Raw genomic sequence first — 22,619 nt, 5'->3', positions numbered from 1 at the left:
CAAACCTGGAAAGCTTTTTCCAGGTTTTTTTGGTATAATAAAAGGGAAGAGATAGTGACTCAAATGGAGGTTTGCTATGGAGAAAACAAAAGCCTTTCTTGAAGCGCACTACAAGAGATTTATTCTTACGATTTGCTTTCTCTGGTTCCTCATGTTTTTCCTTCCTTGGGATTGGCAAATAGGAGGAGTTTCAGTATATTATTTCGTTATGAGAAAACTCTTTGTGGTTTTTGGTGTTTTATCTATCTTATACTCCGTGCTGATTAAAAAATTCAGTCTTCTCATCTTTGGAATTATCTTTTGCTTGGCCTTCTGGATCAATCTCTTTTGGTATTTTGGGATATTGCCTGTATTCTTGGGAAATTAAACATTAACAAATGAAGGACTAGACTAGCTTCTAGTCCTTTTTTCTTCCTTATTAAAATAGTTGGAGATATAAAAATAATTTTGTTGACGGGCTGTCTGTATGATATAATAAGTCCCGTAAAAAGAAGATTAAGGGATTTGAAAATGGCTAAAAAAGTAAAAGATTATTATGACTTGGCTTATGCTAGGGATTTGAGTCGACGGTTGAAAGAAGCGTCCGTTGCCTTTGATGAGCGAAAGTTTAGGTTGTTGTTAGAAAAAGACTTGGAAGAGTTGGAGTTTAGCCAGCGTCAAGAACTCTTGGCTAAAAGTATCAAAGATTGTCTTCCCCTATCTTATGAGGACTCTCTCAAGGTTTTTGAGAAAATTTTGGGTCCCGAGTTAGAGGGTGGTTTAGGTATGTTCTCAGAAGGATATTGGCTTTGGCCAATCGGAAAATATGTAGAGCTATATGGGAATAAGGAATTTGAATTGAGCGCGGCCTTTAGTAAGGAACTAACCAAGCGATTTACTGGAGAATTTTCTATGAGACCTTTGCTGGCTCGCTATCCTAAGGCTACAATGACTTTGCTATTAGAATGGAGTCGGGATGAAAATTTGCGTGTTCGTAGACTTGCCTGCGAATGCATGCGTATCCGTCTGCCTTGGGCTAAGAGACAAACCGTGGTATTGGATTATTTTGAGGATTTCACCACGATTCTGACCAATCTAAAAGATGATAGAGATAAGTCTATTCAAAAAAGTGTAGCCAATAATCTAAATGATTTGTACAAGGAAGATCCTGATAAGTTTGAAAGGATTCTTCAAACTTGGCAAAAGGAGGAGCTAAGTCCAAGTTGTGCTTGGATCATCAAGCATGCATCTCGAACAAAAAACAAAAAAAGAGCCGCAGAAGATTGATGCAAAAAAAGCTGAATTTCAGCTGGCCTTTTCCGTTGTAAATTAAGGATTCTTTCTTGAAAAATAATGGTAAATATGCTAAAATTAAAAGAACATTCTAAAATATTCAGAATAAAAAGTAAGGAAAATCATGGCTAATATTTTAAAAACGATTATTGAAAATGATAAAGGAGAACTTCGTCGTCTGGAAAAGATGGCTGATAAGGTTCTTAACTATGAGAGCCAAATGGCTGCAATGTCAGACGAAGAACTAAAAGCAAAAACTGACGAATTTAAAGAACGATACAACAAGGGTGAATCACTTGATTCATTGCTATATGAGGCTTTTGCAGTAGTTCGTGAAGCTGCAAAACGTGTCCTTGGGCTCTTCCCTTATAAGGTTCAGGTCATGGGTGGGATTGTTCTTCACCATGGTGACGTTCCAGAGATGCGTACGGGTGAAGGGAAGACCTTGACAGCGACCATGCCAGTGTACCTCAATGCCCTTGCAGGTAAAGGAGTTCACGTAGTTACAGTCAACGAATACCTAACAGAACGTGACGCGACTGAAATGGGTGAATTGTACTCATGGCTCGGTCTGTCAGTAGGGATTAACTTGGCAGCTAAATCTCCAATGGAGAAAAAAGAGGCTTACCTTTGTGATATTACCTACTCAACCAACTCAGAGATTGGTTTCGACTACCTTCGTGATAACATGGTCGTTCGTGCAGAAAACATGGTGCAACGTCCACTCAATTATGCCTTGGTCGATGAGGTTGACTCAATTTTGATCGACGAAGCTCGTACACCATTGATCGTTTCAGGCGCCAACGCAGTTGAAACAAGCCAACTCTACCATATGGCGGACCACTTCGTGAAATCTTTGGACAAGGACGACTATATCATTGACGTTCAGTCTAAGACGATCGGTTTGTCAGATTCTGGTATTGACAAGGCTGAAAGCTACTTCAAACTAGAAAATCTCTACGACATTGAAAATGTAGCTCTTACTCACTTTATCGACAATGCCCTCCGTGCCAACTATATCATGATTCTCGATATCGACTATGTGGTTAGTGAAGAGCAGGAAATCTTGATCGTCGACCAATTTACAGGTCGTACCATGGAAGGTCGTCGTTACTCTGATGGTTTACACCAAGCCATCGAAGCAAAAGAAGGTGTGCCAATCCAAGACGAGACCAAGACTTCAGCTTCTATTACCTACCAAAACCTCTTCCGTATGTATAAGAAATTGGCAGGTATGACAGGTACTGGTAAAACAGAAGAAGAAGAATTCCGTGAAATTTACAACATTCGTGTTATCCCAATCCCAACTAACCGTCCAATCCAACGTATCGATCACTCAGACCTTCTCTATGCCAGTCTTGATGCGAAGTTTAAGGCTGTAGTTGAAGATGTAAAAGCTCGTCACCAAAAAGGTCAGCCGGTCTTGGTAGGTACAGTTGCAGTTGAAACGAGTGACTTCCTCTCCAAGAAATTGGTAGCAGCAGGTGTTCCTCACGAAGTCTTGAATGCGAAGAACCACTACAGAGAAGCGCAAATCATCATGAACGCTGGTCAACGTGGTGCCGTTACCATCGCGACCAACATGGCCGGTCGTGGTACCGACATCAAGCTTGGTGAAGGGGTTCGTGAACTTGGTGGACTTTGCGTCATTGGTACAGAACGCCACGAAAGTCGCCGTATTGATAATCAGCTTCGTGGACGTTCAGGACGTCAAGGAGACCCAGGTGAGTCACAATTCTACTTGTCTCTTGAAGATGATTTGATGAAACGTTTCGGTTCTGAACGTTTGAAAGGTGTCTTTGAACGACTCAACATGTCTGACGAAGCTATCGAATCTCGCATGTTGACGCGTCAGGTTGAAGCAGCTCAAAAACGTGTCGAAGGAAACAACTACGATACTCGTAAACAAGTCCTTCAATACGATGATGTTATGCGTGAACAACGTGAGATTATTTATGCACAACGTTATGATGTCATTACTGCAGATCGTGACTTGGCACCAGAAATCCATGCTATGATTCGTCGTACCATTGGACGTATCGTGGATGCACATGCTCGTTCGAAAGAAGATGAAAAATTGGAAGCGATCTTGAACTTTGCTAAGTATAACTTGCTTCCAGAAGATTCAATTAGCCGTTCAGATCTTGCAGGTTTGTCAGACCAAGCTATCAAAGATGAACTTTTCCAACGTGCCTTGAAAGTCTATGACAGCCAAGTTGCTAAGCTTCGTGACGAAGATGCAGTGAAAGAATTCCAAAAAGTCTTGATTCTACGTGTTGTAGACAACAAGTGGACAGACCATATTGATGCTCTTGACCAGTTACGAAATGCTGTTGGTCTTCGTGGATATGCTCAAAACAACCCTGTTGTAGAATATCAAGCAGAAGGTTTCCGCATGTTTAACGACATGATTGGATCGATTGAATTCGATGTGACCCGTTTGATGATGAAAGCACAAATCCATGAACAAGAACGTCCGCAAACTGAACACAATATCAGTACAACTGCGACTCGTAATATCGCAGCGCAGCAGGCAAGTCTTCCAGAAGATTTGGACTTGAGCCAAATCGGACGAAACGACCAATGCCCATGTGGATCAGGTAAGAAATTCAAGAACTGTCATGGTAAGAGACAATAATATGAGATAAGATACAGGCGGATACCTGGTAAAAATCATTTTTTGCTTGGTGTCCGTTTGCTTTATAAGGAGATGAATCATGGTATTTAAAGCTAAAAGTCCTAAAATTAACATTGAAGAAGTTCGCGCCTTGTCTAAATTAGAGGGAGCGGCTCTTGCGAGAAAAAATCAACGTGATCAGGAATTGGAAGCCATCATCCGTGGGGAAGACCAGCGTATTCTCTTGGTGATTGGACCATGTTCATCTGATAACGAAGAGGCGGTTCTCGAGTATGCCAAGCGTCTATCTGCTTTGCAAGAAGAGGTCAAAGACCGTATTTTTATGGTCATGCGTGTCTATACAGCTAAACCTCGTACCAATGGGGATGGTTATAAGGGCTTGATTCATCAGCCAAATGCGACAGAAGCTCCTAGTTTGATCAATGGGATCAAGGCTGTTCGCCAGCTCCACTATCGTGTAATTACCGAGACGGGAATGACAACAGCGGATGAGATGCTTTATCCTGAAAATCTTCCGCTGGTGGATGATTTGATTTCTTATATGGCTGTTGGAGCTCGTTCTGTAGAGGATCAACAGCACCGTTTTGTAGCGAGTGGAGCAGATTTCTCGACAGGATTTAAAAATCCCACATCTGGAAATCTCAATGTTATGTTTAATGGGATTTACGCAGCGCAAAATAAACAGAGTTTCCTTTTCCTCGGTAAAGAGGTGGAAACAACAGGGAATCCATTGTCCCACGCCATTCTTCGCGGTGCCTTGAATGAATATGGGAAAAATATTCCCAACTACTACTATGACAATTTGATGGATACCATTGATCAGTATGAAAAGATGGGCTTGGAAAATCCCTTTATCATCATCGATACCAATCATGACAATTCAGGCAAGCAATACATGGATCAAATCCGTATCGTTCGTCAGACCTTGATTAACCGTGACTGGAATGAGAAAATCAAAAAATATGTTCGTGGTTTTATGATTGAGTCCTATCTAGAAGATGGACGTCAAAATGAGCCAGAAGTTTTTGGTAAGTCTATCACGGATCCTTGTCTAGGATGGGACAACACAGAAGCACTTGTTCGCGAAATTTACCAAACGCTAGGAGAGTAAGATGGCATTTATTGAAAAAGGTCAAGAAATTGATATTGAAGCAATCAAGGCTGCAACCCAGTTGTCACCTGAAGCCTTGCGAAAGAAAGAAGCCCGCGATAGAGAGTTAGCAGCCATCATCTCGGGTGAGGACGACCGAATCCTTTTGGTGATGGGGCCTTGCTCTTCAGACAATGAAGAAGCAGTGCTTGAATATGCTCGTCGCTTAGCCGACTTGCAGAAAAAAGTTGCGGATAAAATCTTTATCGTGATGCGTGTCTATACGGCTAAACCTCGTACCAATGGAGACGGCTATAAGGGCATGATTCATCAACCAAATACCAGCGAAGCGCCTAGTCTCATCAATGGTTTGCAGGCTGTTCGTCAGCTACACTACCGAGTGATTACCGAAACTGGATTGACAACAGCTGATGAGATGCTTTATCCGTCAAATCTCGTTTTGGTTGATGACCTGGTCAGCTACCATGCTGTAGGGGCTCGTTCAGTGGAAGACCAAGAACACCGCTTTGTAGCCTCTGGGATTGATGCTCCGGTTGGGATGAAAAATCCAACATCTGGGAACCTTGGGGTCATGTTTAATGCCATCTATGCGGCTCAAAACAAGCAAACCTTCCTTTACCATGGCCAAGAAGTGGAAACTTCAGGAAATCCTTTGGCCCACGTTATCCTTCGTGGTGCCATGAACGAATATGGTAAAAATGAACCCAATTTCTACTATGAAACCCTCTTAAATGCCATCAATCGCTATGAGACTATGGGACTTGAAAATCCTTTCATTATCATCGATACCAATCATGACAATTCAGGCAAGCAGTATATGGAACAAATTCGCATTGTTCGTCAAGCCTTGCTGAATCGTGACTGGAATGAAAAGATTAAAAAGACGGTTCGAGGCTTTATGATCGAATCTTACCTAGCAGACGGTCGCCAAAATCAACCAGAGGTCTTTGGTTGCTCCATAACTGACCCTTGTCTAGGTTGGGAAAATACAGTAGCTTTGGTAGAAGAAATTTATACTACCTTAACAAAATAAGTGAAAAGGATGGAGTTGGGGGAATCTCAGCTCCTTTTATGAGTATGATAGTTGGACACGGAATTGACATCGAAGAATTGGCTTCGATAGAAAACGCAGTTACACGACGTGAAGGCTTTGCTAAGCGCGTGCTGACCCCTAAAGAAATGGAGCGTTTTGCCAGTCTCAAAGGGCGCAGACAGATCGAATACTTGGCAGGCCGCTGGTCGGCTAAGGAGGCCTTTTCCAAGGCTATGGGAACAGGAATTGGCAAACTGACCTTTCAGGATTTGGAAGTCTTGAACAACGAACAAGGGGCTCCCTATTTTAGTCAGGTACCATTTTCAGGAAAGATTTGGCTATCAATCAGCCACACAGAGCAGTTTGTGACAGCCAGTGTCATTTTGGAGGAAAATCATGAAAGCTAGTCCACATAGACCGACCAAGGCTCTGATATATCTGGGAGCTATTCGAAAAAATATTCAGCAAATGGGGGCTCATATCCCACAAGGGACGCTCAAGTGGGCAGTGGTCAAGGCCAATGCCTATGGTCATGGGGCAGTAGCTGTTGCCACAGCTATTCAAGATGATGTTGATGGATTTTGCGTTTCCAATATTGATGAAGCTATCGAGTTGCGTCAAGCAGGTATAAGCAAGAAACTCCTCATTTTAGGAGTTTCTGAAATCGAAGCTGTTTCTCTTGCTAAAGAATACGATATCACCTTGACAGTGGCAGGATTGGAGTGGATTCAAGCGCTGTTAGTTAGGGAGACAGATTTATCTGGCTTATCGGTTCACCTCAAGATTGACTCAGGGATGGGACGGATTGGTTTCCGAGATTCCAGCGAGGCTGAGCAGGCTCAAGCCTTGCTCCAACAACACGGTGCTCGCGTTGAGGGGATTTTTACCCACTTTGCTACTGCAGATGAAGAATCAGATAGTTACTTTAATACCCAGTTAGAACGATTTAAAGCTATTTTGGCAAGTATGAAGGAAGTTCCAGAACTGGTTCATGCCAGCAACTCGGCAACGACCCTCTGGCATGCAGAGACTATTTTCAATGCAGTCCGTATGGGAGACGCTATGTATGGTCTCAACCCAAGTGGAGAGGTTTTGAACTTACCCTATGATTTGACTCCAGCCTTGAGTTTGGAGTCTGCCTTGGTCCATGTCAAGACAGTTCCAGCTGGAACTTGCATGGGCTATGGAGCGACTTATCAGGCGGATAGTGAGCAAGTCATTGCGACGGTGCCAATCGGCTATGCGGATGGTTGGACACGAGACATGCAGAATTTCTCTGTCTTGGTAGATGGCCAAGCTTGCCCAATCGTCGGACGAGTATCTATGGACCAAATCACCATTCGTCTGCCTAAGATTTATCCGCTAGGAACAAAAGTAACATTAATTGGTTCTAACGGCGACAAGGAAATCACAGCTACTCAGGTAGCTGCCTACCGTGGAACCATTAATTATGAGGTGGTTTGCCTCCTCAGCGACCGCATTCCGAGAGAATATTATTAAAAAGAAAGGAGTGGAGCATGAATCTACACCAACCCTTGCATGTCTTACCTGGTGTGGGACCAAAGTCAGCAGAGAAATACGCCAAACTAGGAATTGAAAACTTGCAAGATCTCTTGCTCTACTTTCCTTTCCGTTATGAAGATTTCAAGACCAAGCAAGTATTGGAACTAGAAGACGGGGAGAAGGCGGTTCTGTCTGGTCAAGTCGTGACCCCCGCTAGTGTCCAGTATTATGGTTTCAAGCGCAATCGCCTGCGTTTTAGCCTCAAGCAGGGAGAAGTCGTTTTTGCGGTGAACTTCTTTAACCAGCCTTATCTAGCAGATAAGATAGAATTGGGAGCAACTCTTGCTGTCTTTGGGAAATGGGACCGTGCCAAGGCCAGTCTGACTGGGATGAAGGTTCTGGCTCAGGTGGAAGATGACCTCCAACCTGTTTATCGTCTGGCTCAGGGAATCAGTCAGGCCAGTCTGGTTAAGGTCATTAAGACAGCTTTTGATCAGGGATTGGACCTCTTGATAGAGGAAAATCTTCCCCAGTCTTTACTTGATAAATACAAACTCATGTCCCGTTGCCAGGCTGTCCGTGCTATGCATTTTCCTAAGGATTTGGCAGAATACAAGCAGGCCCTTCGTCGGATCAAGTTTGAGGAACTCTTTTACTTCCAAATGCAATTGCAGACGCTCAAGTCTGAAAACAGAGTTCAGGGAAGCGGTCTGGTTCTGAATTGGTCTCAGGAAAAAGTGACAGCCGTTAAAGAAAATCTGCCTTTCGCCCTGACTCAAGCTCAGGAAAAGAGTTTGCAGGAAATTTTGGCCGACATGAAGTCCGACCACCACATGAATCGTCTCCTGCAAGGAGATGTGGGGAGCGGAAAAACAGTGGTCGCTGGCCTGGCCATGTTTGCGGCGGTGACGGCTGGTTATCAGGCAGCTCTCATGGTACCGACAGAAATCCTAGCAGAGCAACACTTTGAGAGTTTACAGAACCTTTTTCCAGACTTGAAACTGGCTCTCTTGACAGGTTCCTTGAAAGCTGTAGAAAAAAGAGAAGTCTTGGAGACCATTGCCAAGGGTGAGGCTGATTTGATTATCGGAACCCATGCTCTGATACAAGATGGAGTGGATTATGCTCGCCTTGGTTTGATTATCATCGATGAGCAGCATCGTTTTGGTGTGGGGCAAAGGCGTATTTTACGGGAAAAAGGGGACAATCCTGACGTTCTCATGATGACGGCGACTCCTATTCCACGGACGCTTGCTATCACAGCCTTTGGCGATATGGATGTTTCCATTATTGACCAGATGCCAGCAGGGCGGAAGCCTATTGTAACTCGCTGGATTAAGCATGAGCAGCTGCCTCAGGTCTTGACTTGGTTAGAGGGAGAAATTCAAAAAGGTTCTCAAGCCTATGTCATCTCTCCCTTGATTGAAGAATCTGAAGCTTTGGATTTGAAAAATGCCATTGCCTTATCTGAGGAGTTGACAGCTCATTTTGCCGGCAAGGCTGAAGTAGCTCTTCTACATGGTAAGATGAAGAGTGATGAAAAAGACCAGATCATGCAGGAATTCAAAGAGCAAAAAACGGATATTCTGGTTTCGACGACGGTTATCGAGGTCGGGGTCAATGTTCCCAATGCGACCGTTATGATCATCATGGATGCCGACCGGTTCGGTCTCAGTCAGCTTCACCAGCTCAGAGGTCGTGTCGGTCGGGGTGACAAGCAGTCCTATGCTGTTCTTGTAGCTAATCCCAAGACGGACTCTGGGAAGTATCGCATGCGCATCATGACAGAAACGACCAATGGATTTATCCTTGCGGAGGAAGATTTGAAAATGCGTGGTTCTGGTGAGATTTTTGGAACCAGACAGTCTGGGTTACCAGAGTTTCAAGTGGCGGATATTATTGAAGATTTTCCGATTTTAGAAGAAGCTAGAAAGATTGCCAGCTACATTAGTTCGATAGAAGACTGGCAAGAGGATCCAGAATGGCGCATGATTGCTCTCCACCTAGAAAAAAGAGAACATCTGGATTAAGCCTTTTCTAAGAAATCTATAAGCTAGCTTTTAGGTTTGGGTCTTATACTAGAGTCATCAAAAAGAAACGAGGACTCTCACATGACGATTAAAGTAAGCTACCAAAAAAAATTCCAAACCGTCAAACTAGAGAAAGGAGCTAGCACCTATTGATAAACAAAGAGCGGAAACGCTCTTTTTATTTTTAAAACTACTTTCAGACGATAGGTTTGAGGAAAGAGAATCTAAAATCACTTTCTGTTTACCGTTCTTTCTTGCATTGCCTTCCTAGATATGCTAGAGTTATGATAGCGATTACAAAACTAAAGGAGCATGCTATGAAAAATCCAACTTTGTTAGAAGAAATCAAGACCTATCTAGGACGGGATGAGATTCCAGAAGACTTTGATGCTTTCTGGGATGAAGAGGTCAAAAAAGTTTCATCTCTTCCAGCCTACCAGTTGGAGGAAAGAGATTTCCATATTCCTCAAGTCAAGTGCTATGAGCTCACTTTTGAAGGAACCAATGAAGGCAAGGTTTATGCGCGTGTCGTCCTTCCAAAGACTGAGGAGAAGGTTCCGCTAATCTTCCATTTCCATGGTTATATGGGACGTGGCTGGGACTGGGCCGACATGCTGGCCTATACTGTGGCTGGTTACGGTGTTGTTTCCATGGATGTGCGGGGCCAGTCGGGCTATTCGCAAGACGGCTTGCGCTCTCCACTAGGAAATACGGTGAAGGGGCATATCATCCGTGGTGCTGTGGAAGGTCGGGAACATCTCTTTTATAAGGATGTTTATCTGGATATTTACCAGTTGGTTGAAATCGTTGCTAGTCTGCCTCAGGTGGATGAGAAAAGACTTTCTAGTTATGGTGCCTCACAAGGAGGGGCTTTAGCTTTGGTTGCAGCTGCTCTCAATCCTCGGATTCAGCGAACAGTTGCCATCTATCCCTTCTTGTCAGACTTTAGACGAGTGCTTGAGATTGGCAATACCAGTGAAGCCTATGATGAACTCTTCCGATATTTCAAGTTCCACGATCCCTTCCATGAAACAGAGGAGGAAATCATGGCGACCCTTGCCTATATCGATGTGAAAAATCTTGCCCATCGTATCACGGGTGAGGTCAAGATGATTACGGGCTTGGACGACGATGTTTGCTATCCTATTACCCAGTTTGCGATTTACAATCGCCTAACTTGCGACAAGGCCTATCGCATCATGCCTGAGTATGCTCACGAAGCCATGAATGTTTTTGTCAATGACCAAGTTTATAACTGGCTCTGCGGCAGTGAGATTCCTTTTAAATATGTGAAATGATGAATGAGAGAGCCCAGGAGCTCTCTTTTTATGTCCAAAACCTGAAAGTACTTTTAGAAAATTTAAAATATTAAAATATTCTTAAAAGTAAAATCTATTCTGTGGGAACACAGATGTAAATATAAGACTTTATTGTATAATAAAGGAAAAGTCACTTGTGAAAGGAGGAAAAAGGCTGCTGGATGCTTAAAGAATGGCTCAGCAGAAAATGGGAGAGGATTGGGAGCTCTCATTAAGTTGGATATTTTCTTGTAAAACTTGTCTCTTGAAGAGACAATAAAAATTTTTAAAGAAAAAGAAAGCGCTTTATTTTATGAAAAATGAAAGGACAAACATGAATTACAAATCTTTAGATCGGAAACAGCGATACGGAATTCGAAAATTTGCAGTTGGGGCGGCATCTGTAGTGATTGGTACAGTAGTATTTGGAGTAAATCCAGTCTTAGCCCAAGAGCAAGCCAATGCAGCAGGGGCCAATACAGAAACTGTCGAACCTGGTCAAGGTTTATCAGAGTTGCCAAAAGAAGTGTCCTCGGGAGATCTTGCTCATTTGGATAAGGATTTGGCTGGTAAATTGGCAGCAGCTCAAGACAATGGCGTTGAGGTGGACCAAGATCATTTGAAAAAAAATGAGAGTGCAGAATCAGAAACCCCATCCTCTACCGAAACCCCTGCAGAAGAAGCAAATAAGGAAGAGGAATCAGAGGATCAGGGGGCTATTCCTCGTGACTATTACTCAAGAGATTTAAAAAATGCTAATCCTGTCCTTGAAAAAGAAGATGTTGAAACCAATGCAGCAAATGGTCAGAGAGTTGATTTATCAAATGAACTAGAAAAACTAAAGCAACTAAAAAATGCTACGGTTCATATGGAGTTCAAACCAGATGCATCATCTCCACGCTTTTACAATCTCTTCTCGGTATCCAGTGAAACCAAGGAAAATGAGTACTTTACTATGTCGGTCCTTGATAATACAGCTCTTATTGAAGGGCGTGGCGCTAACGGAGAGCAGTTCTATGATAAGTATACAGATGCTCCTTTGAAAGTTCGCCCTGGACAATGGAATTCCGTGACCTTTACTGTTGAACAACCGACAGCGGAGTTACCTCATGGTCGAGTTCGTCTCTATGTGAACGGTGTCTTATCTCGAACAAGTCTCAAATCTGGTAACTTCGTCAAAGATATGCCAGATGTTAATCAAGCTCAACTTGGAGCAACCAAACGGGGCAATAAAACAGTTTGGGCATCAAACCTACAAGTTCGAAACCTAACTGTTTACGATCGTGCTTTAAGCCCAGACGAAGTTCAAACACGGAGTCAATTATTTGAAAGAGGTGAATTGGAACAGAAACTTCCTGAGGGAGCAAAAGTCACTGAGAAAGAAGACGTCTTTGAAGGTGGTAGGAACAATCAACCAAATAAAGATGGTATCAAGAGTTATCGTATCCCAGCTCTTCTCAAGACAGATAAAGGAACGCTGATTGCAGGAACGGATGAAAGACGTTTGCACCATTCTGACTGGGGAGATATTGGGATGGTTGTTCGTCGCAGCTCAGATAATGGAAAAACATGGGGAGACCGAATCGTAATCTCAAATCCTCGTGACAATGAGCACGCTAAACATGCAGATTGGCCATCTCCAGTTAATATTGATATGGCCTTGGTGCAAGACCCTGAAACAAAGAGAATTTTTGCAATTTATGACATGTTCCTTGAAAGTAAGGCAGTATTTTCATTGCCGGGGCAAGCTCCGAAAGCTTATGAACAAGTGGGAGATAAAGTTTATCAAGTTTTATATAAGCAAGGAGAATCAGGTCGCTATACGATTCGAGAAAACGGAGAGGTTTTCGACCCTCAAAATAGAAAGACAGATTATCGCGTCGTCGTTGACCCTAAAAAACCAGCCTACAGCGATAAGGGAGATTTGTATAAAGGGAATGAGCTAATCGGAAATATTTATTTTGAGTATAGCGAGAAGAATATTTTTAGAGTTTCCAATACCAACTACCTATGGATGTCCTACAGTGATGACGATGGAAAGACTTGGTCTGCACCAAAAGATATTACTCATGGGATTCGGAAAGATTGGATGCACTTCCTAGGAACTGGACCTGGTACTGGGATTGCCTTGCGTACAGGGCCTCATAAGGGAAGACTGGTGATTCCAGTTTATACAACAAACAACGTTTCCTACCTAAGTGGTTCTCAATCATCTCGTGTAATTTATTCAGATGATCATGGTGAAACATGGCAAGCAGGGGAAGCAGTTAATGATAACCGTCCAGTAGGCAACCAAACCATTCACTCTTCAACCATGAATAATCCAGGCGCCCAAAATACGGAGTCAACTGTTGTTCAGTTGAATAATGGAGATCTCAAGCTCTTTATGCGTGGGTTGACTGGTGATCTTCAGGTTGCGACCAGTCATGATGGGGGAGCAACGTGGGATAAAGAAATCAAACGTTATCCTCAAGTAAAAGACGTTTATGTTCAAATGTCCGCTATTCACACCATGCATGAAGGCAAGGAATACATTCTACTCAGCAATGCTGGTGGTCCTGGGCGCAACAATGGTTTGGTTCACCTGGCTCGTGTTGAGGAGAATGGTGAGTTGACATGGCTGAAACACAATCCTATACAAAGTGGTAAGTTTGCCTACAACTCGCTCCAAGAACTCGGAAATGGCGAATATGGTTTGCTTTATGAGCATGCGGATGGCAACCAAAACGATTATACTTTATCCTATAAGAAATTCAACTGGGATTTCTTAAGCAAAGACAGAATTTCTCCTAAAGAAGCAAAAGTAAAATATGCTATCCAAAAATGGCCAGGTATTATTGCCATGGAGTTCGATTCGGAAGTATTGGTCAACAAGGCTCCGACCCTTCAATTGGCAAATGGCAAGACAGCAACCTTCATGACCCAATACGATACAAAAACTCTCCTATTCACAATAGATCCAGAGGATATGGGTCAAAGAATTACAGGTCTAGCTGAGGGTGCAATTGAAAGCATGCACAATTTACCAGTTTCTTTAGCTGGCTCTAAACTAAGCGATGGTATTAATGGCAGTGAAGCTGCTATCCATGAGGTTCCAGAGTTCGCAGGTGGTGTTAATGCTGAGGAAGCCCCAGTGGCAGAGATACCAGAGTACACTGGACCATTGGCAACAGTAGGTGAAGTACCAGCTCCAACAGTAGAAAAACCAGAATTCACAGGTGGTGTCAATGCTGAGGAAGCCCCAGTGGCAGAGATGCCAGAGTACACCGGTCCATTATCAACAGTAGGCGAAGAAGCAGCGCCAACGGTTGAAAAGCCTGAATTTACAGGTGGGGTCAACGCTGTTGAGGCGGCAGTCCATGAACTTCCAGAGTTCAAGGGTGGAGTCAATGCAGTTCTAGCAGCCTCAAACGAGCTTCCGGAATATAGAGGAGGTGCTAACTTTGTCTTGGCAGCTTCAAATGACCTGCCAGAGTATAAGGGTGGAGTCAATGGCGTTGAGGCAGCAGTCCATGAAGTGCCAGAGTACAAGGGAGACACTAATCTAGTATTAGCAGCTGCAGACAACAAATTGTCTCTAGGCCAGGATGTGACCTATCAAGCGCCAGCAGCTAAACAAGATGAACTTCCGAATACGGGAAGCAAGGAAACAAACTCACTGATTTCCCTTGGTCTTGCAGGTGTTCTTTTATCCTTGTTTGCATTTGGCAAGAAGAGAAAAGAATAATAAGTAAAAGCTTTTTGAGTAGGTCTCAGAAGAGGTAGCAGGTTTTTCAGCCTGCTATCTTTTTTGACGACATTCAGGTTGATTCAAAATCATAAGAAGTCTGAAACTACTTTCAGGATAGTCTGTTCTATAAAATAGTTTTGAAACTGAAATCTATTCTACCACAAGCTATTGAAAGCGCTTAACAAATGATATATAATAAGCCCATAGAAGAAAGAAAGGGAGGAAAGAGGATGCCACAGATCAGCAAAGAAGCCTTGATTGAACAGATCAAAGATGGAATCATTGTCTCTTGCCAGGCACTTCCTCACGAACCGCTTTATACAGAAGCGGGAGGAGTCATTCCCTTGCTAGTCAAAGCGGCTGAGCAAGGTGGAGCAGTCGGTATCCGAGCAAACAGTGTTCGCGATATCAAGGAGATTAAGGAGGTTACGAAACTCCCGATTATCGGGATTATCAAACGTGACTATCCGCCACAGGAGCCTTTCATTACAGCTACGATGAGAGAAGTTGATGAACTGGCTGAACTAGACATTGAGGTCATTGCTCTGGATTGTACCAAACGTGAACGTTACGACGGTTTGGAAATCCAAGACTTTATTCGACAAGTCAAAGAAAAGTATCCGCATCAACTCTTAATGGCTGATACCAGTACCTTTGAAGAGGGAATAGCAGCGGTCGAAGCAGGGATTGATTTTGTTGGAACAACCCTATCAGGTTATACCTCTTATAGTCCTAAGGTAGATGGTCCAGACTTTGAACTAATCAAAAAACTCTGCGATGCCGGCGTGGATGTCATCGCTGAAGGGAAGATTCATACACCAGAACAAGCCAAACAAATCCTTGAATATGGGGTGCGAGGCATCGTTGTTGGTGGTGCGATTACTAGACCAAAAGAGATTACGGAACGCTTTGTTGCCGGTCTTAAATAACACAATCTCAAAAAAGAGGAGAGTGGTCGATGCGTCGGATAAAATGAAAACGTATACAAATCTAAAGAACTCATTATCCAATATGGATACGCTTATCAATTAGGAGAATACAAATGAAATTTAGAAAACTAGCTTGTACAGTACTTGCGGGTGCTGCGATTCTTGGCCTTGCGGCTTGTGGTAACTCTGGTGGAAGTAAAGATGCTGGAAGCTCTAGTAGCGATAGCGGAAAAACTGAAATCACTTGGTGGGCATTCCCAGTCTTCACACAAGAAAAAACGGGTGACGGTGTTGGAACTTATGAAAAATCAATCATCGAAGCTTTTGAAAAAGCAAATCCAGATGTAAAAGTGAAATTGGAAACCATCGACTTCAAGTCAGGTCCTGAAAAGATTACAACAGCCATCGAAGCAGGAACAGCGCCAGACGTACTTTTTGACGCACCAGGGCGTATCATCCAATACGGTAAAAATGGTAAATTGGCTGAGTTGAACGACCTCTTCACAGACGAATTCGTCAAAGATGTCAACAACGAAAACATCGTACAAGCAAGTAAGGCTGGAGATAAAGCTTACATGTATCCAATCAGTTCAGCTCCATTCTACATGGCTATGAACAAGAAAATGTTGGAAGATGCTGGAGTTGCAAACCTTGTAAAAGAAGGTTGGACAACTGATGACTTTGAAAAAGTTTTGAAAGCGCTTAAAGATAAAGGCTATACACCAGGTTCATTGTTCAGTTCTGGTCAAGGGGGAGACCAAGGAACACGTGCCTTCGTTGCAAACCTTTATGGCGGTTCTGTAACAGACAAAGACGTAACCAAATATACAACAGACGATCCTAAATTCGTCAAAGGTCTTGAAAAAGCTGCTAGCTGGATCAAAGACGGTTTGTTGAACAATGGTTCACAATTTGACGGTGGGGCAGACATCCAAAACTTTGCCAACGGTCAAACTTCATACACAATCCTTTGGGCACCAGCTCAAAACGGTATCCAAGCGAAACTCTTGGAAGCAAGTAAGGTAGATGTGGTAGAAGTACCATTCCCATCAGACTCAGGTAAACCATCTCTTGAATACCTTGTAAACGGATTTGCAGTATTTAACAACAAAGACGACAAGAAAGTCGCAGCTGCTAAGAAATTCGTTCAATTCATCGCAGATGACAAAGAATGGGGTCCTAAAGACGTAGTTCGTACAGGTGCCTTCCCAGTTCGTACTTCATTTGGCAAACTTTATGAAGACAAACGTATGGAAACAATCAGTGGCTGGACTAAATACTACTCACCATACTACAACACTATCGATGGATTTGCTGAAATGAGAACACTTTGGTTCCCAATGTTGCAATCTGTATCAAATGGTGACGAAAAACCAGCGGATGCTTTGAAAGCCTTCACTGAAAAAGCTAACGAAACCATCAAAAAAGCTACAAAACAATAAGCACTAAGTCAGATTGATTCCCCCCTTTTCCCTGTGCACTATGGTGTAAGAAAAGGGGGACTTTTGTTTGAAATGGTAGGAACTGTCACGAAATTAAAATGAAGTTCTTACATAAGCGAATCTTAAAAAATTTCATTTTGGTTTTAAAACAGTTCAAGAAAATCAAAAACTATTCTATTTGAAAGAGAGGTGCCGACTGTGAAAGTCAATAAAATTCGTATGCGGGAAACAGTGATTTCCTACGCTTTCCTAGCACCAGTGTTATTCTTCTTCGTCATCTTTGTCTTGGCTCCTATGATTATGGGATTCATTACAAGTTTCTTTAACTACTCCATGACTAAATTTGAGTTTGTAGGCTTTGACAACTACATTCGCATGTTTAAAGACCCTGTCTTTATGAAGTCTTTGATCAATACCGTTATCCTGGTTATTGGATCTGTTCCGATTGTGGTTCTCTTCTCGCTCTTTGTAGCATCTCAAACCTATCATCAAAATGCCATTGCCCGTTCTTTCTATCGTTTCGTCTTCTTCCTTCCTGTAGTTACAGGTAGTGTTGCCGTAACGGTTGTATGGAAATGGATCTATGACCCCCTATCAGGGATTCTAAACTTTGTCCTTAAGTCAAGCCACATCATCAGCCAAAACATTTCTTGGCTGGGTGACAAAAACTGGGCCTTGCTAGCGATTATGATTATCCTTTTGACAACATCTGTTGGTCAACCGATTATCCTTTATATCGCTGCCATGGGGAATATTGACAACTCACTTGTTGAAGCAGCGCGTGTAGACGGTGCGACTGAGTTTCAAGTCTTCTGGAAGATCAAATGGCCTAGCCTTCTTCCAACAACTCTTTACATCGCGATCATTACAACCATCAACTCATTCCAGTGTTTCGCCTTGATTCAGTTGTTGACTTCTGGTGGTCCAAACTATTCAACAAGTACACTCATGTACTACCTTTATGAAAAAGCCTTCCAATTGACAGAATACGGCTATGCAAATACCATCGGTGTCTTCTTGGCAGTGATGATTGCCATTGTCAGCTTTGCTCAATTCAAGATCCTCGGAAACGACGTAGAATACTAAAGAAAGGAGACAGTTATGCAACCTACACAAAAGAAACCCTTAACAGCTTTCACTGTTATTTCAACGATTATCTTGCTCTTGTTGACCGTACTGTTCATCTTTCCATTCTACTGGATCTTGACAGGGGCCTTCAAATCACAGCCTGATACCATTATGATTCCGCCACAGTGGTTCCCTAAAATGCCAACCATGGAGAACTTCCAACAACTCATGGTGCAAAACCCTGCTATGCAGTGGATGTGGAACTCTGTATTTATCTCACTGGTAACCATGTTCCTAGTCTGTGCAACTTCTTCTCTAGCAGGTTATGTCTTGGCTAAAAAACGTTTCTATGGTCAGCGCATTCTTTTTGCAGTCTTTATCGCTGCCATGGCTCTTCCAAAACAAGTTGTCCTTGTACCATTGGTACGTATCGTCAACTTCATGGGAATTCACGATACTCTTTGGGCAGTTATCCTGCCTTTGATCGGATGGCCATTTGGGGTCTTCCTCATGAAACAGTTCAGTGAAAACATCCCGACAGAATTGCTTGAATCAGCTAAAATCGACGGTTGTGGTGAAATTCGTACCTTCTGGAGCGTAGCCTTCCCTATTGTGAAACCAGGATTTGCAGCCCTTGCAATCTTTACCTTCATCAATACTTGGAACGACTACTTTATGCAGTTGGTTATGTTGACTTCACGTCAAAACTTGACTATCTCACTCGGGGTTGCGACCATGCAGGCCGAAATGGCAACCAACTATGGTTTGATCATGGCGGGTGCAGCTCTTGCAGCCGTGCCAATCGTAACCGTCTTCCTTGTCTTCCAAAAATCCTTCACTCAGGGTATTACTATGGGAGCTGTTAAAGGATAAGAAAAGTAAATTAGTGTATCAAGATTGCAGAAGTGGTCTTGACATGCTATGGAAATATAGTTTCATAAGTGTCTACAAAATGGAGAGTATACAGTTACTTCGTGAAGTTTTGTCAGACACTTATAAACTTAAGAATGAACTCTTTTCATGATACTAGTTAGAGTAGGTTCGTTTTATGGTGGCTATTTTCCGCTTTAGTGGGATCTAAGATAAGAATCTTACGCTTATCTTAGACGGAATTTTTGAGACTGACGATGAAAGAGCAAAAGGCTCAAAAATTAGGAATGAAATACCGAAGGAATTTGCTTCCGTCCGCACTATTACAGGGAAATAGAGAAAGGATAATTCGAAACTGAAAAATAGTAACTATCAGAAACGAAGGAAACAGTATGATTTTTGACGATTTGAAAAACATCGCCTTTTACAAGGGAATCCATCCTAATCTAGACAAGGCTATCGACTATCTCTATCAGCACCGTAAGGATTCTTTCGAACTCGGTAAGTATGAGATTGACGGGGACAAGGTCTTTCTAGTTGTGCAGGAAAATGTCCTCAATCAGGCTGAAAATGATCAATTTGAGCATCATAAGAACTATGCAGACTTGCATTTGCTGGTAGAAGGACATGAATATTCGAGCTACGGTTCACGTATCAAAGACGAAGCAGTAGCATTCAACGAAGCGAGCGACATTGGCTTTGTCCATTGTCATGAAAAATACCCACTCTTGTTGGGCTATCACAATTTTGCGATTTTCTTCCCAGGAGAACCTCACCAGCCAAATGGCTACGCAGGGATGGAAGAAAAAGTTCGCAAGTATCTCTTTAAAATTTTGATTGATTAAAAGAATCAGGAGGAGCAAACATGGCACAAAAAGGAGTAAGCCTTATCAAGGCAGCATTTGATACAGATAATTTTCTCATGCGTTTCAGTGAGAAGGTCTTGGATATCGTGACAGCCAATCTTCTTTTTGTTGTCTCTTGTTTGCCCATCGTGACGATTGGAGTGGCAAAAATCAGCCTCTACCAAACCATGTTTGAGATTAAGAGAAGCAGGCGAGTACCTGTTTTCAGAACCTATCTGAGAGCTTTCAAGCAAAATCTGAAACTGGGTTTCCAGTTAGGTTTGCTGGAGTTGTGCATAGTTTTGCTAAGTCTTTTAGACCTCTATCTTTTCTGGGGACAGACAACTTTGCCTTTCCAGATTGTGAAAGCTATTTGTTTGGGGATTCTCATCTTCCTCACTCTGGTGATGCTGGCTAGTTATCCCATCGCTGCGCGCTATGATTTGTCTTGGAAAGAAGTGCTGCAAAAAGGGCTTATCTTGGCAAGTTTTAACTTTCCTTGGTTCTTCCTCATGTTAGCCATTCTCTTTCTCATCGTGATGGTTCTTTATCTATCCGCCTTCACTCTCCTTTTGGGTGGGTCAGCCTTTATCCTCTTTGGTTTTGGTTTGCTGGTCTTTCTCCAAGCAGGATTGATGGAGAAAATCTTCGCCAAATACCAGTAGAATGGCTTGTTTTTGAAACTACTTTCAATCGTTACAGTTTCTAAAATACAAGTAGAAACTAAAATCTAAGTGTATACAAGATATTGAAAGCGATTTTCACAAGGTGTATACTAAACTTGTAAAAAATAGAACTGCTCTCAGCAGAAAAAAGAAATCTTAGGAGAAAATCTATGTCAGATTTGAAAAAATACGAAGGTGTCATTCCAGCCTTCTACGCATGTTACGATGATCAAGGAGAAGTAAGCCCAGAGCGCACACGTGCTTTGGTTCAATACTTCATTGATAAAGGAGTTCAAGGTCTTTATGTCAATGGTTCTTCTGGTGAATGTATCTACCAAAGTGTGGCAGACCGCAAGTTGATTTTGGAAGAAGTCATGGCAGTTGCCAAAGGGAAATTGACCATCATCGCTCACGTAGCTTGTAATAATACTAAAGACAGTATGGAACTTGCTCGCCACGCGGAAAGCTTGGGAGTAGATGCTATCGCAACAATCCCACCAATTTACTTCCGCTTGCCAGAATACTCAGTTGCCAAATACTGGAACGATATCAGTGCTGCAGCTCCAAATACAGACTACGTTATCTACAATATTCCTCAATTGGCAGGTGTTGCTTTGACTCCAAGTCTCTACACTGAAATGTTGAAGAATCCTCGTGTTATCGGTGTTAAGAACTCTTCTATGCCAGTTCAAGATATCCAAACCTTTGTCAGCCTTGGTGGAGAAGACCACATTGTCTTTAACGGTCCAGATGAACAGTTCCTAGGTGGTCGCCTCATGGGTGCTAAAGCTGGTATCGGTGGTACTTATGGTGCTATGCCAGAACTCTTCTTGAAACTTAATGAGTTGATTGCTGAGAAAGACTTGGAAACGGCGCGTGAATTGCAATACGCTATCAATGCGATCATTGGCAAACTCACTGCTGCACATGGAAATATGTACGGTGTGATCAAAGAAGTCTTGAAGATCAATGAAGGTTTGAACATTGGTTCAGTTCGTTCACCATTGACACCAGTAACTGAAGAAGATCGACCAGTTGTAGAAGTAGCTGCTCAATTGATTCGTGAAACCAAGGAGCGCTTCCTCTAATCCATAAGGAGGTATTTATGACACACTACGTTGCAATTGATATTGGCGGAACCAACATCAAATATGGTTTGATTGACCAAGAAGGCCAACTTGTTGAATCGCATGAAATGCCAACTGAGGCGCATAAGGGTGGTCCTCATATCTTACAAAAGACAAAAGATATCGTTGCCAGCTATTTAGAAAAGGGCCCAGTAGCAGGTGTTGCCATTTCTTCTGCAGGAATGGTGGATCCTGACAAGGGTGAAATCTTCTATGCTGGCCCACAAATTCCTAACTACGCAGGAACCCAGTTCAAGAAGGAAATCGAGACTAGCTTTGCCATTCCTTGCGAAATTGAAAATGATGTCAACTGTGCAGGTCTTGCTGAGGCAGTATCTGGTTCAGGCAAGGGAGCGAGTGTGACACTTTGTTTGACCATTGGAACAGGTATCGGTGGTTGCTTGATTATGGATGGGAAAGTTTTCCATGGATTTAGCAATTCAGCCTGCGAAGTCGGTTATATGCATATGCAGGATGGGGCTTTCCAGGATCTTGCTTCTACGACAGCCTTGGTAGAATATGTAGCGACAGCTCATGGTGACTCAGTCGACCAGTGGAATGGGCGACGCATCTTCAAGGAGGCCACAGAAGGAAACAAGGTCTGCATGGCTGGCATTGACCGCATGGTAGATTACCTTGGGAAAGGTCTGGCAAATATTTGCTACGTTGCCAATCCAGAAGTGGTTATTCTTGGTGGTGGTATCATGGGGCAAGAGGCTATCCTCAAACCAAAGATTCGCACAGCCTTGAAGACGGCCTTGGTACCAAGTCTAGCTGAAAAAACTCGATTAGAATTTGCCCATCACCAAAACACAGCAGGAATGTTGGGAGCCTATTATCATTTCAAAACAAAACAATCCTAGTTTGGAACTATAGAATTAAGAAAAACACTTAATCACTACTTGAGTGAAAACTGTTTTGCTTAATTCTTTTTTTATTGAAAAATTTAAGCCAAAGGAGGTAATCGTGAGAAACTAGGAGAAAATAAGCATCTTGTATGAAAGGTTGAAGCGAGAGCAATTCTATCATCAAATTCAACTAGTGTTTAGTTTGAGTAA

The 22,619-nt window shown here is 42.7% G+C and carries 18 protein-coding genes; all 18 read left to right on the top strand.

Annotated features, from left to right (window positions below; genetic code table 11):
- The first annotated feature begins 76 nt into the window (after positions 1-76).
- The 18 genes from HMPREF8578_RS12720 (at position 77) to HMPREF8578_RS11565 (ending at position 22,424) form a co-directional block, all read left to right on the top strand.
- Complete coding sequence (locus tag HMPREF8578_RS12720; protein WP_000415950.1) at positions 77-367, top strand: hypothetical protein; 291 nt, start codon at positions 77-79, stop codon at positions 365-367.
- Between the two features lie 143 nt (positions 368-510).
- Complete coding sequence (locus HMPREF8578_RS11645) at positions 511-1,266, top strand: DNA alkylation repair protein (protein ID WP_001085878.1); 756 nt, start codon at positions 511-513, stop codon at positions 1,264-1,266.
- A 130-nt stretch (positions 1,267-1,396) separates the two neighbouring features.
- The gene (gene secA / locus HMPREF8578_RS11640) at positions 1,397-3,910 is read left to right on the top strand and encodes a preprotein translocase subunit SecA (RefSeq protein ID WP_001284113.1); all 2,514 of its coding nucleotides are present in this window, start codon (positions 1,397-1,399) and stop codon (positions 3,908-3,910) included.
- A gap of 79 nt (positions 3,911-3,989) precedes the next feature.
- Complete coding sequence (locus tag HMPREF8578_RS11635; protein ID WP_000231307.1) at positions 3,990-5,021, top strand: 3-deoxy-7-phosphoheptulonate synthase; 1,032 nt, start codon at positions 3,990-3,992, stop codon at positions 5,019-5,021.
- 1 nt (position 5,022) lies between these two features.
- Entirely contained in the window at positions 5,023-6,054 is a 1,032-nt protein-coding gene (locus HMPREF8578_RS11630; RefSeq protein WP_000864028.1) for a 3-deoxy-7-phosphoheptulonate synthase, read from the top strand.
- Between the two features lie 44 nt (positions 6,055-6,098).
- Positions 6,099-6,461: a holo-ACP synthase gene (acpS, locus tag HMPREF8578_RS11625; protein ID WP_025168850.1), complete on the top strand. Its 363-nt coding sequence runs from the start codon at positions 6,099-6,101 to the stop codon at positions 6,459-6,461.
- Positions 6,451-7,554 (top strand): alanine racemase, encoded by a 1,104-nt coding sequence (alr, locus tag HMPREF8578_RS11620; protein WP_000648099.1) that lies wholly within the window; start codon positions 6,451-6,453, stop codon positions 7,552-7,554. Before acpS ends, alr begins: the two co-directional genes overlap by 11 nt.
- A 17-nt stretch (positions 7,555-7,571) precedes the next feature.
- Positions 7,572-9,587, top strand: coding sequence for an ATP-dependent DNA helicase RecG (gene recG / locus HMPREF8578_RS11615; RefSeq protein ID WP_001048767.1), 2,016 nt, complete (start codon positions 7,572-7,574; stop codon positions 9,585-9,587).
- Between the two features lie 317 nt (positions 9,588-9,904).
- Positions 9,905-10,885, top strand: a complete 981-nt coding sequence (locus tag HMPREF8578_RS11610; RefSeq protein WP_000795462.1) for an acetylxylan esterase — start codon at positions 9,905-9,907, stop codon at positions 10,883-10,885.
- A gap of 334 nt (positions 10,886-11,219) precedes the next feature.
- Positions 11,220-14,612, top strand: coding sequence for an SIALI-17 repeat-containing surface protein (locus HMPREF8578_RS11605; protein ID WP_025168849.1), 3,393 nt, complete (start codon positions 11,220-11,222; stop codon positions 14,610-14,612).
- 233 nt (positions 14,613-14,845) lie between these two features.
- On the top strand, positions 14,846-15,544 hold the full coding sequence (locus HMPREF8578_RS11600) for an N-acetylmannosamine-6-phosphate 2-epimerase (protein ID WP_001135657.1): 699 nt from the start codon (positions 14,846-14,848) through the stop codon (positions 15,542-15,544).
- Positions 15,545-15,657: 113 nt separating this feature from the next.
- Complete coding sequence (locus HMPREF8578_RS11595; RefSeq protein WP_000672119.1) at positions 15,658-16,986, top strand: extracellular solute-binding protein; 1,329 nt, start codon at positions 15,658-15,660, stop codon at positions 16,984-16,986.
- A 219-nt stretch (positions 16,987-17,205) separates the two neighbouring features.
- A complete protein-coding gene (locus HMPREF8578_RS11590; protein ID WP_002874780.1) occupies positions 17,206-18,072 on the top strand; it encodes a carbohydrate ABC transporter permease in 867 nt (288 codons plus the stop codon).
- Positions 18,073-18,087: 15 nt separating this feature from the next.
- A complete protein-coding gene (locus tag HMPREF8578_RS11585; protein WP_001183243.1) occupies positions 18,088-18,927 on the top strand; it encodes a carbohydrate ABC transporter permease in 840 nt (279 codons plus the stop codon).
- A 389-nt stretch (positions 18,928-19,316) separates the two neighbouring features.
- The gene (locus HMPREF8578_RS11580) at positions 19,317-19,769 is read left to right on the top strand and encodes a NanQ anomerase/TabA/YiaL family protein (protein ID WP_000575431.1); all 453 of its coding nucleotides are present in this window, start codon (positions 19,317-19,319) and stop codon (positions 19,767-19,769) included.
- 20 nt (positions 19,770-19,789) lie between these two features.
- Positions 19,790-20,434 carry a YesL family protein gene (locus HMPREF8578_RS11575; RefSeq protein ID WP_000057498.1) on the top strand — a complete coding sequence of 215 codons (645 nt, stop codon included), beginning with the start codon at positions 19,790-19,792 and terminating at the stop codon, positions 20,432-20,434.
- A gap of 170 nt (positions 20,435-20,604) precedes the next feature.
- Positions 20,605-21,522 (top strand): dihydrodipicolinate synthase family protein, encoded by a 918-nt coding sequence (locus HMPREF8578_RS11570; RefSeq protein ID WP_001281471.1) that lies wholly within the window; start codon positions 20,605-20,607, stop codon positions 21,520-21,522.
- Between the two features lie 17 nt (positions 21,523-21,539).
- Positions 21,540-22,424 carry an ROK family protein gene (locus HMPREF8578_RS11565; protein WP_000150247.1) on the top strand — a complete coding sequence of 295 codons (885 nt, stop codon included), beginning with the start codon at positions 21,540-21,542 and terminating at the stop codon, positions 22,422-22,424.
- Positions 22,425-22,619 lie beyond the last annotated feature (195 nt).

Origin of the sequence: Streptococcus oralis ATCC 49296 (assembly GCF_000185265.1) — a bacterium.
GTDB lineage: Bacteria > Bacillota > Bacilli > Lactobacillales > Streptococcaceae > Streptococcus > Streptococcus oralis_BC.
The sequence above is the reverse complement of the archived record's forward strand: the minus strand, read 5'-3'. Positions and strand labels throughout refer to the sequence as shown.

Coding starts and splice junctions, on each gene's coding strand:
- HMPREF8578_RS11600 (WP_001135657.1), top strand. CDS start 14,846: ATGCCACAGATCAGCAAAGAAGCCTTGATTGAACAGATCAAAGATGGA.
- HMPREF8578_RS11580 (WP_000575431.1), top strand. CDS start 19,317: ATGATTTTTGACGATTTGAAAAACATCGCCTTTTACAAGGGAATCCAT.
- HMPREF8578_RS11635 (WP_000231307.1), top strand. CDS start 3,990: ATGGTATTTAAAGCTAAAAGTCCTAAAATTAACATTGAAGAAGTTCGC.
- HMPREF8578_RS11570 (WP_001281471.1), top strand. CDS start 20,605: ATGTCAGATTTGAAAAAATACGAAGGTGTCATTCCAGCCTTCTACGCA.
- HMPREF8578_RS11595 (WP_000672119.1), top strand. CDS start 15,658: ATGAAATTTAGAAAACTAGCTTGTACAGTACTTGCGGGTGCTGCGATT.
- HMPREF8578_RS12720 (WP_000415950.1), top strand. CDS start 77: ATGGAGAAAACAAAAGCCTTTCTTGAAGCGCACTACAAGAGATTTATT.
- acpS (WP_025168850.1), top strand. CDS start 6,099: ATGATAGTTGGACACGGAATTGACATCGAAGAATTGGCTTCGATAGAA.
- secA (WP_001284113.1), top strand. CDS start 1,397: ATGGCTAATATTTTAAAAACGATTATTGAAAATGATAAAGGAGAACTT.
- HMPREF8578_RS11590 (WP_002874780.1), top strand. CDS start 17,206: ATGCGGGAAACAGTGATTTCCTACGCTTTCCTAGCACCAGTGTTATTC.
- HMPREF8578_RS11645 (WP_001085878.1), top strand. CDS start 511: ATGGCTAAAAAAGTAAAAGATTATTATGACTTGGCTTATGCTAGGGAT.
- HMPREF8578_RS11585 (WP_001183243.1), top strand. CDS start 18,088: ATGCAACCTACACAAAAGAAACCCTTAACAGCTTTCACTGTTATTTCA.
- HMPREF8578_RS11575 (WP_000057498.1), top strand. CDS start 19,790: ATGGCACAAAAAGGAGTAAGCCTTATCAAGGCAGCATTTGATACAGAT.
- alr (WP_000648099.1), top strand. CDS start 6,451: ATGAAAGCTAGTCCACATAGACCGACCAAGGCTCTGATATATCTGGGA.
- recG (WP_001048767.1), top strand. CDS start 7,572: ATGAATCTACACCAACCCTTGCATGTCTTACCTGGTGTGGGACCAAAG.
- HMPREF8578_RS11610 (WP_000795462.1), top strand. CDS start 9,905: ATGAAAAATCCAACTTTGTTAGAAGAAATCAAGACCTATCTAGGACGG.
- HMPREF8578_RS11605 (WP_025168849.1), top strand. CDS start 11,220: ATGAATTACAAATCTTTAGATCGGAAACAGCGATACGGAATTCGAAAA.
- HMPREF8578_RS11565 (WP_000150247.1), top strand. CDS start 21,540: ATGACACACTACGTTGCAATTGATATTGGCGGAACCAACATCAAATAT.
- HMPREF8578_RS11630 (WP_000864028.1), top strand. CDS start 5,023: ATGGCATTTATTGAAAAAGGTCAAGAAATTGATATTGAAGCAATCAAG.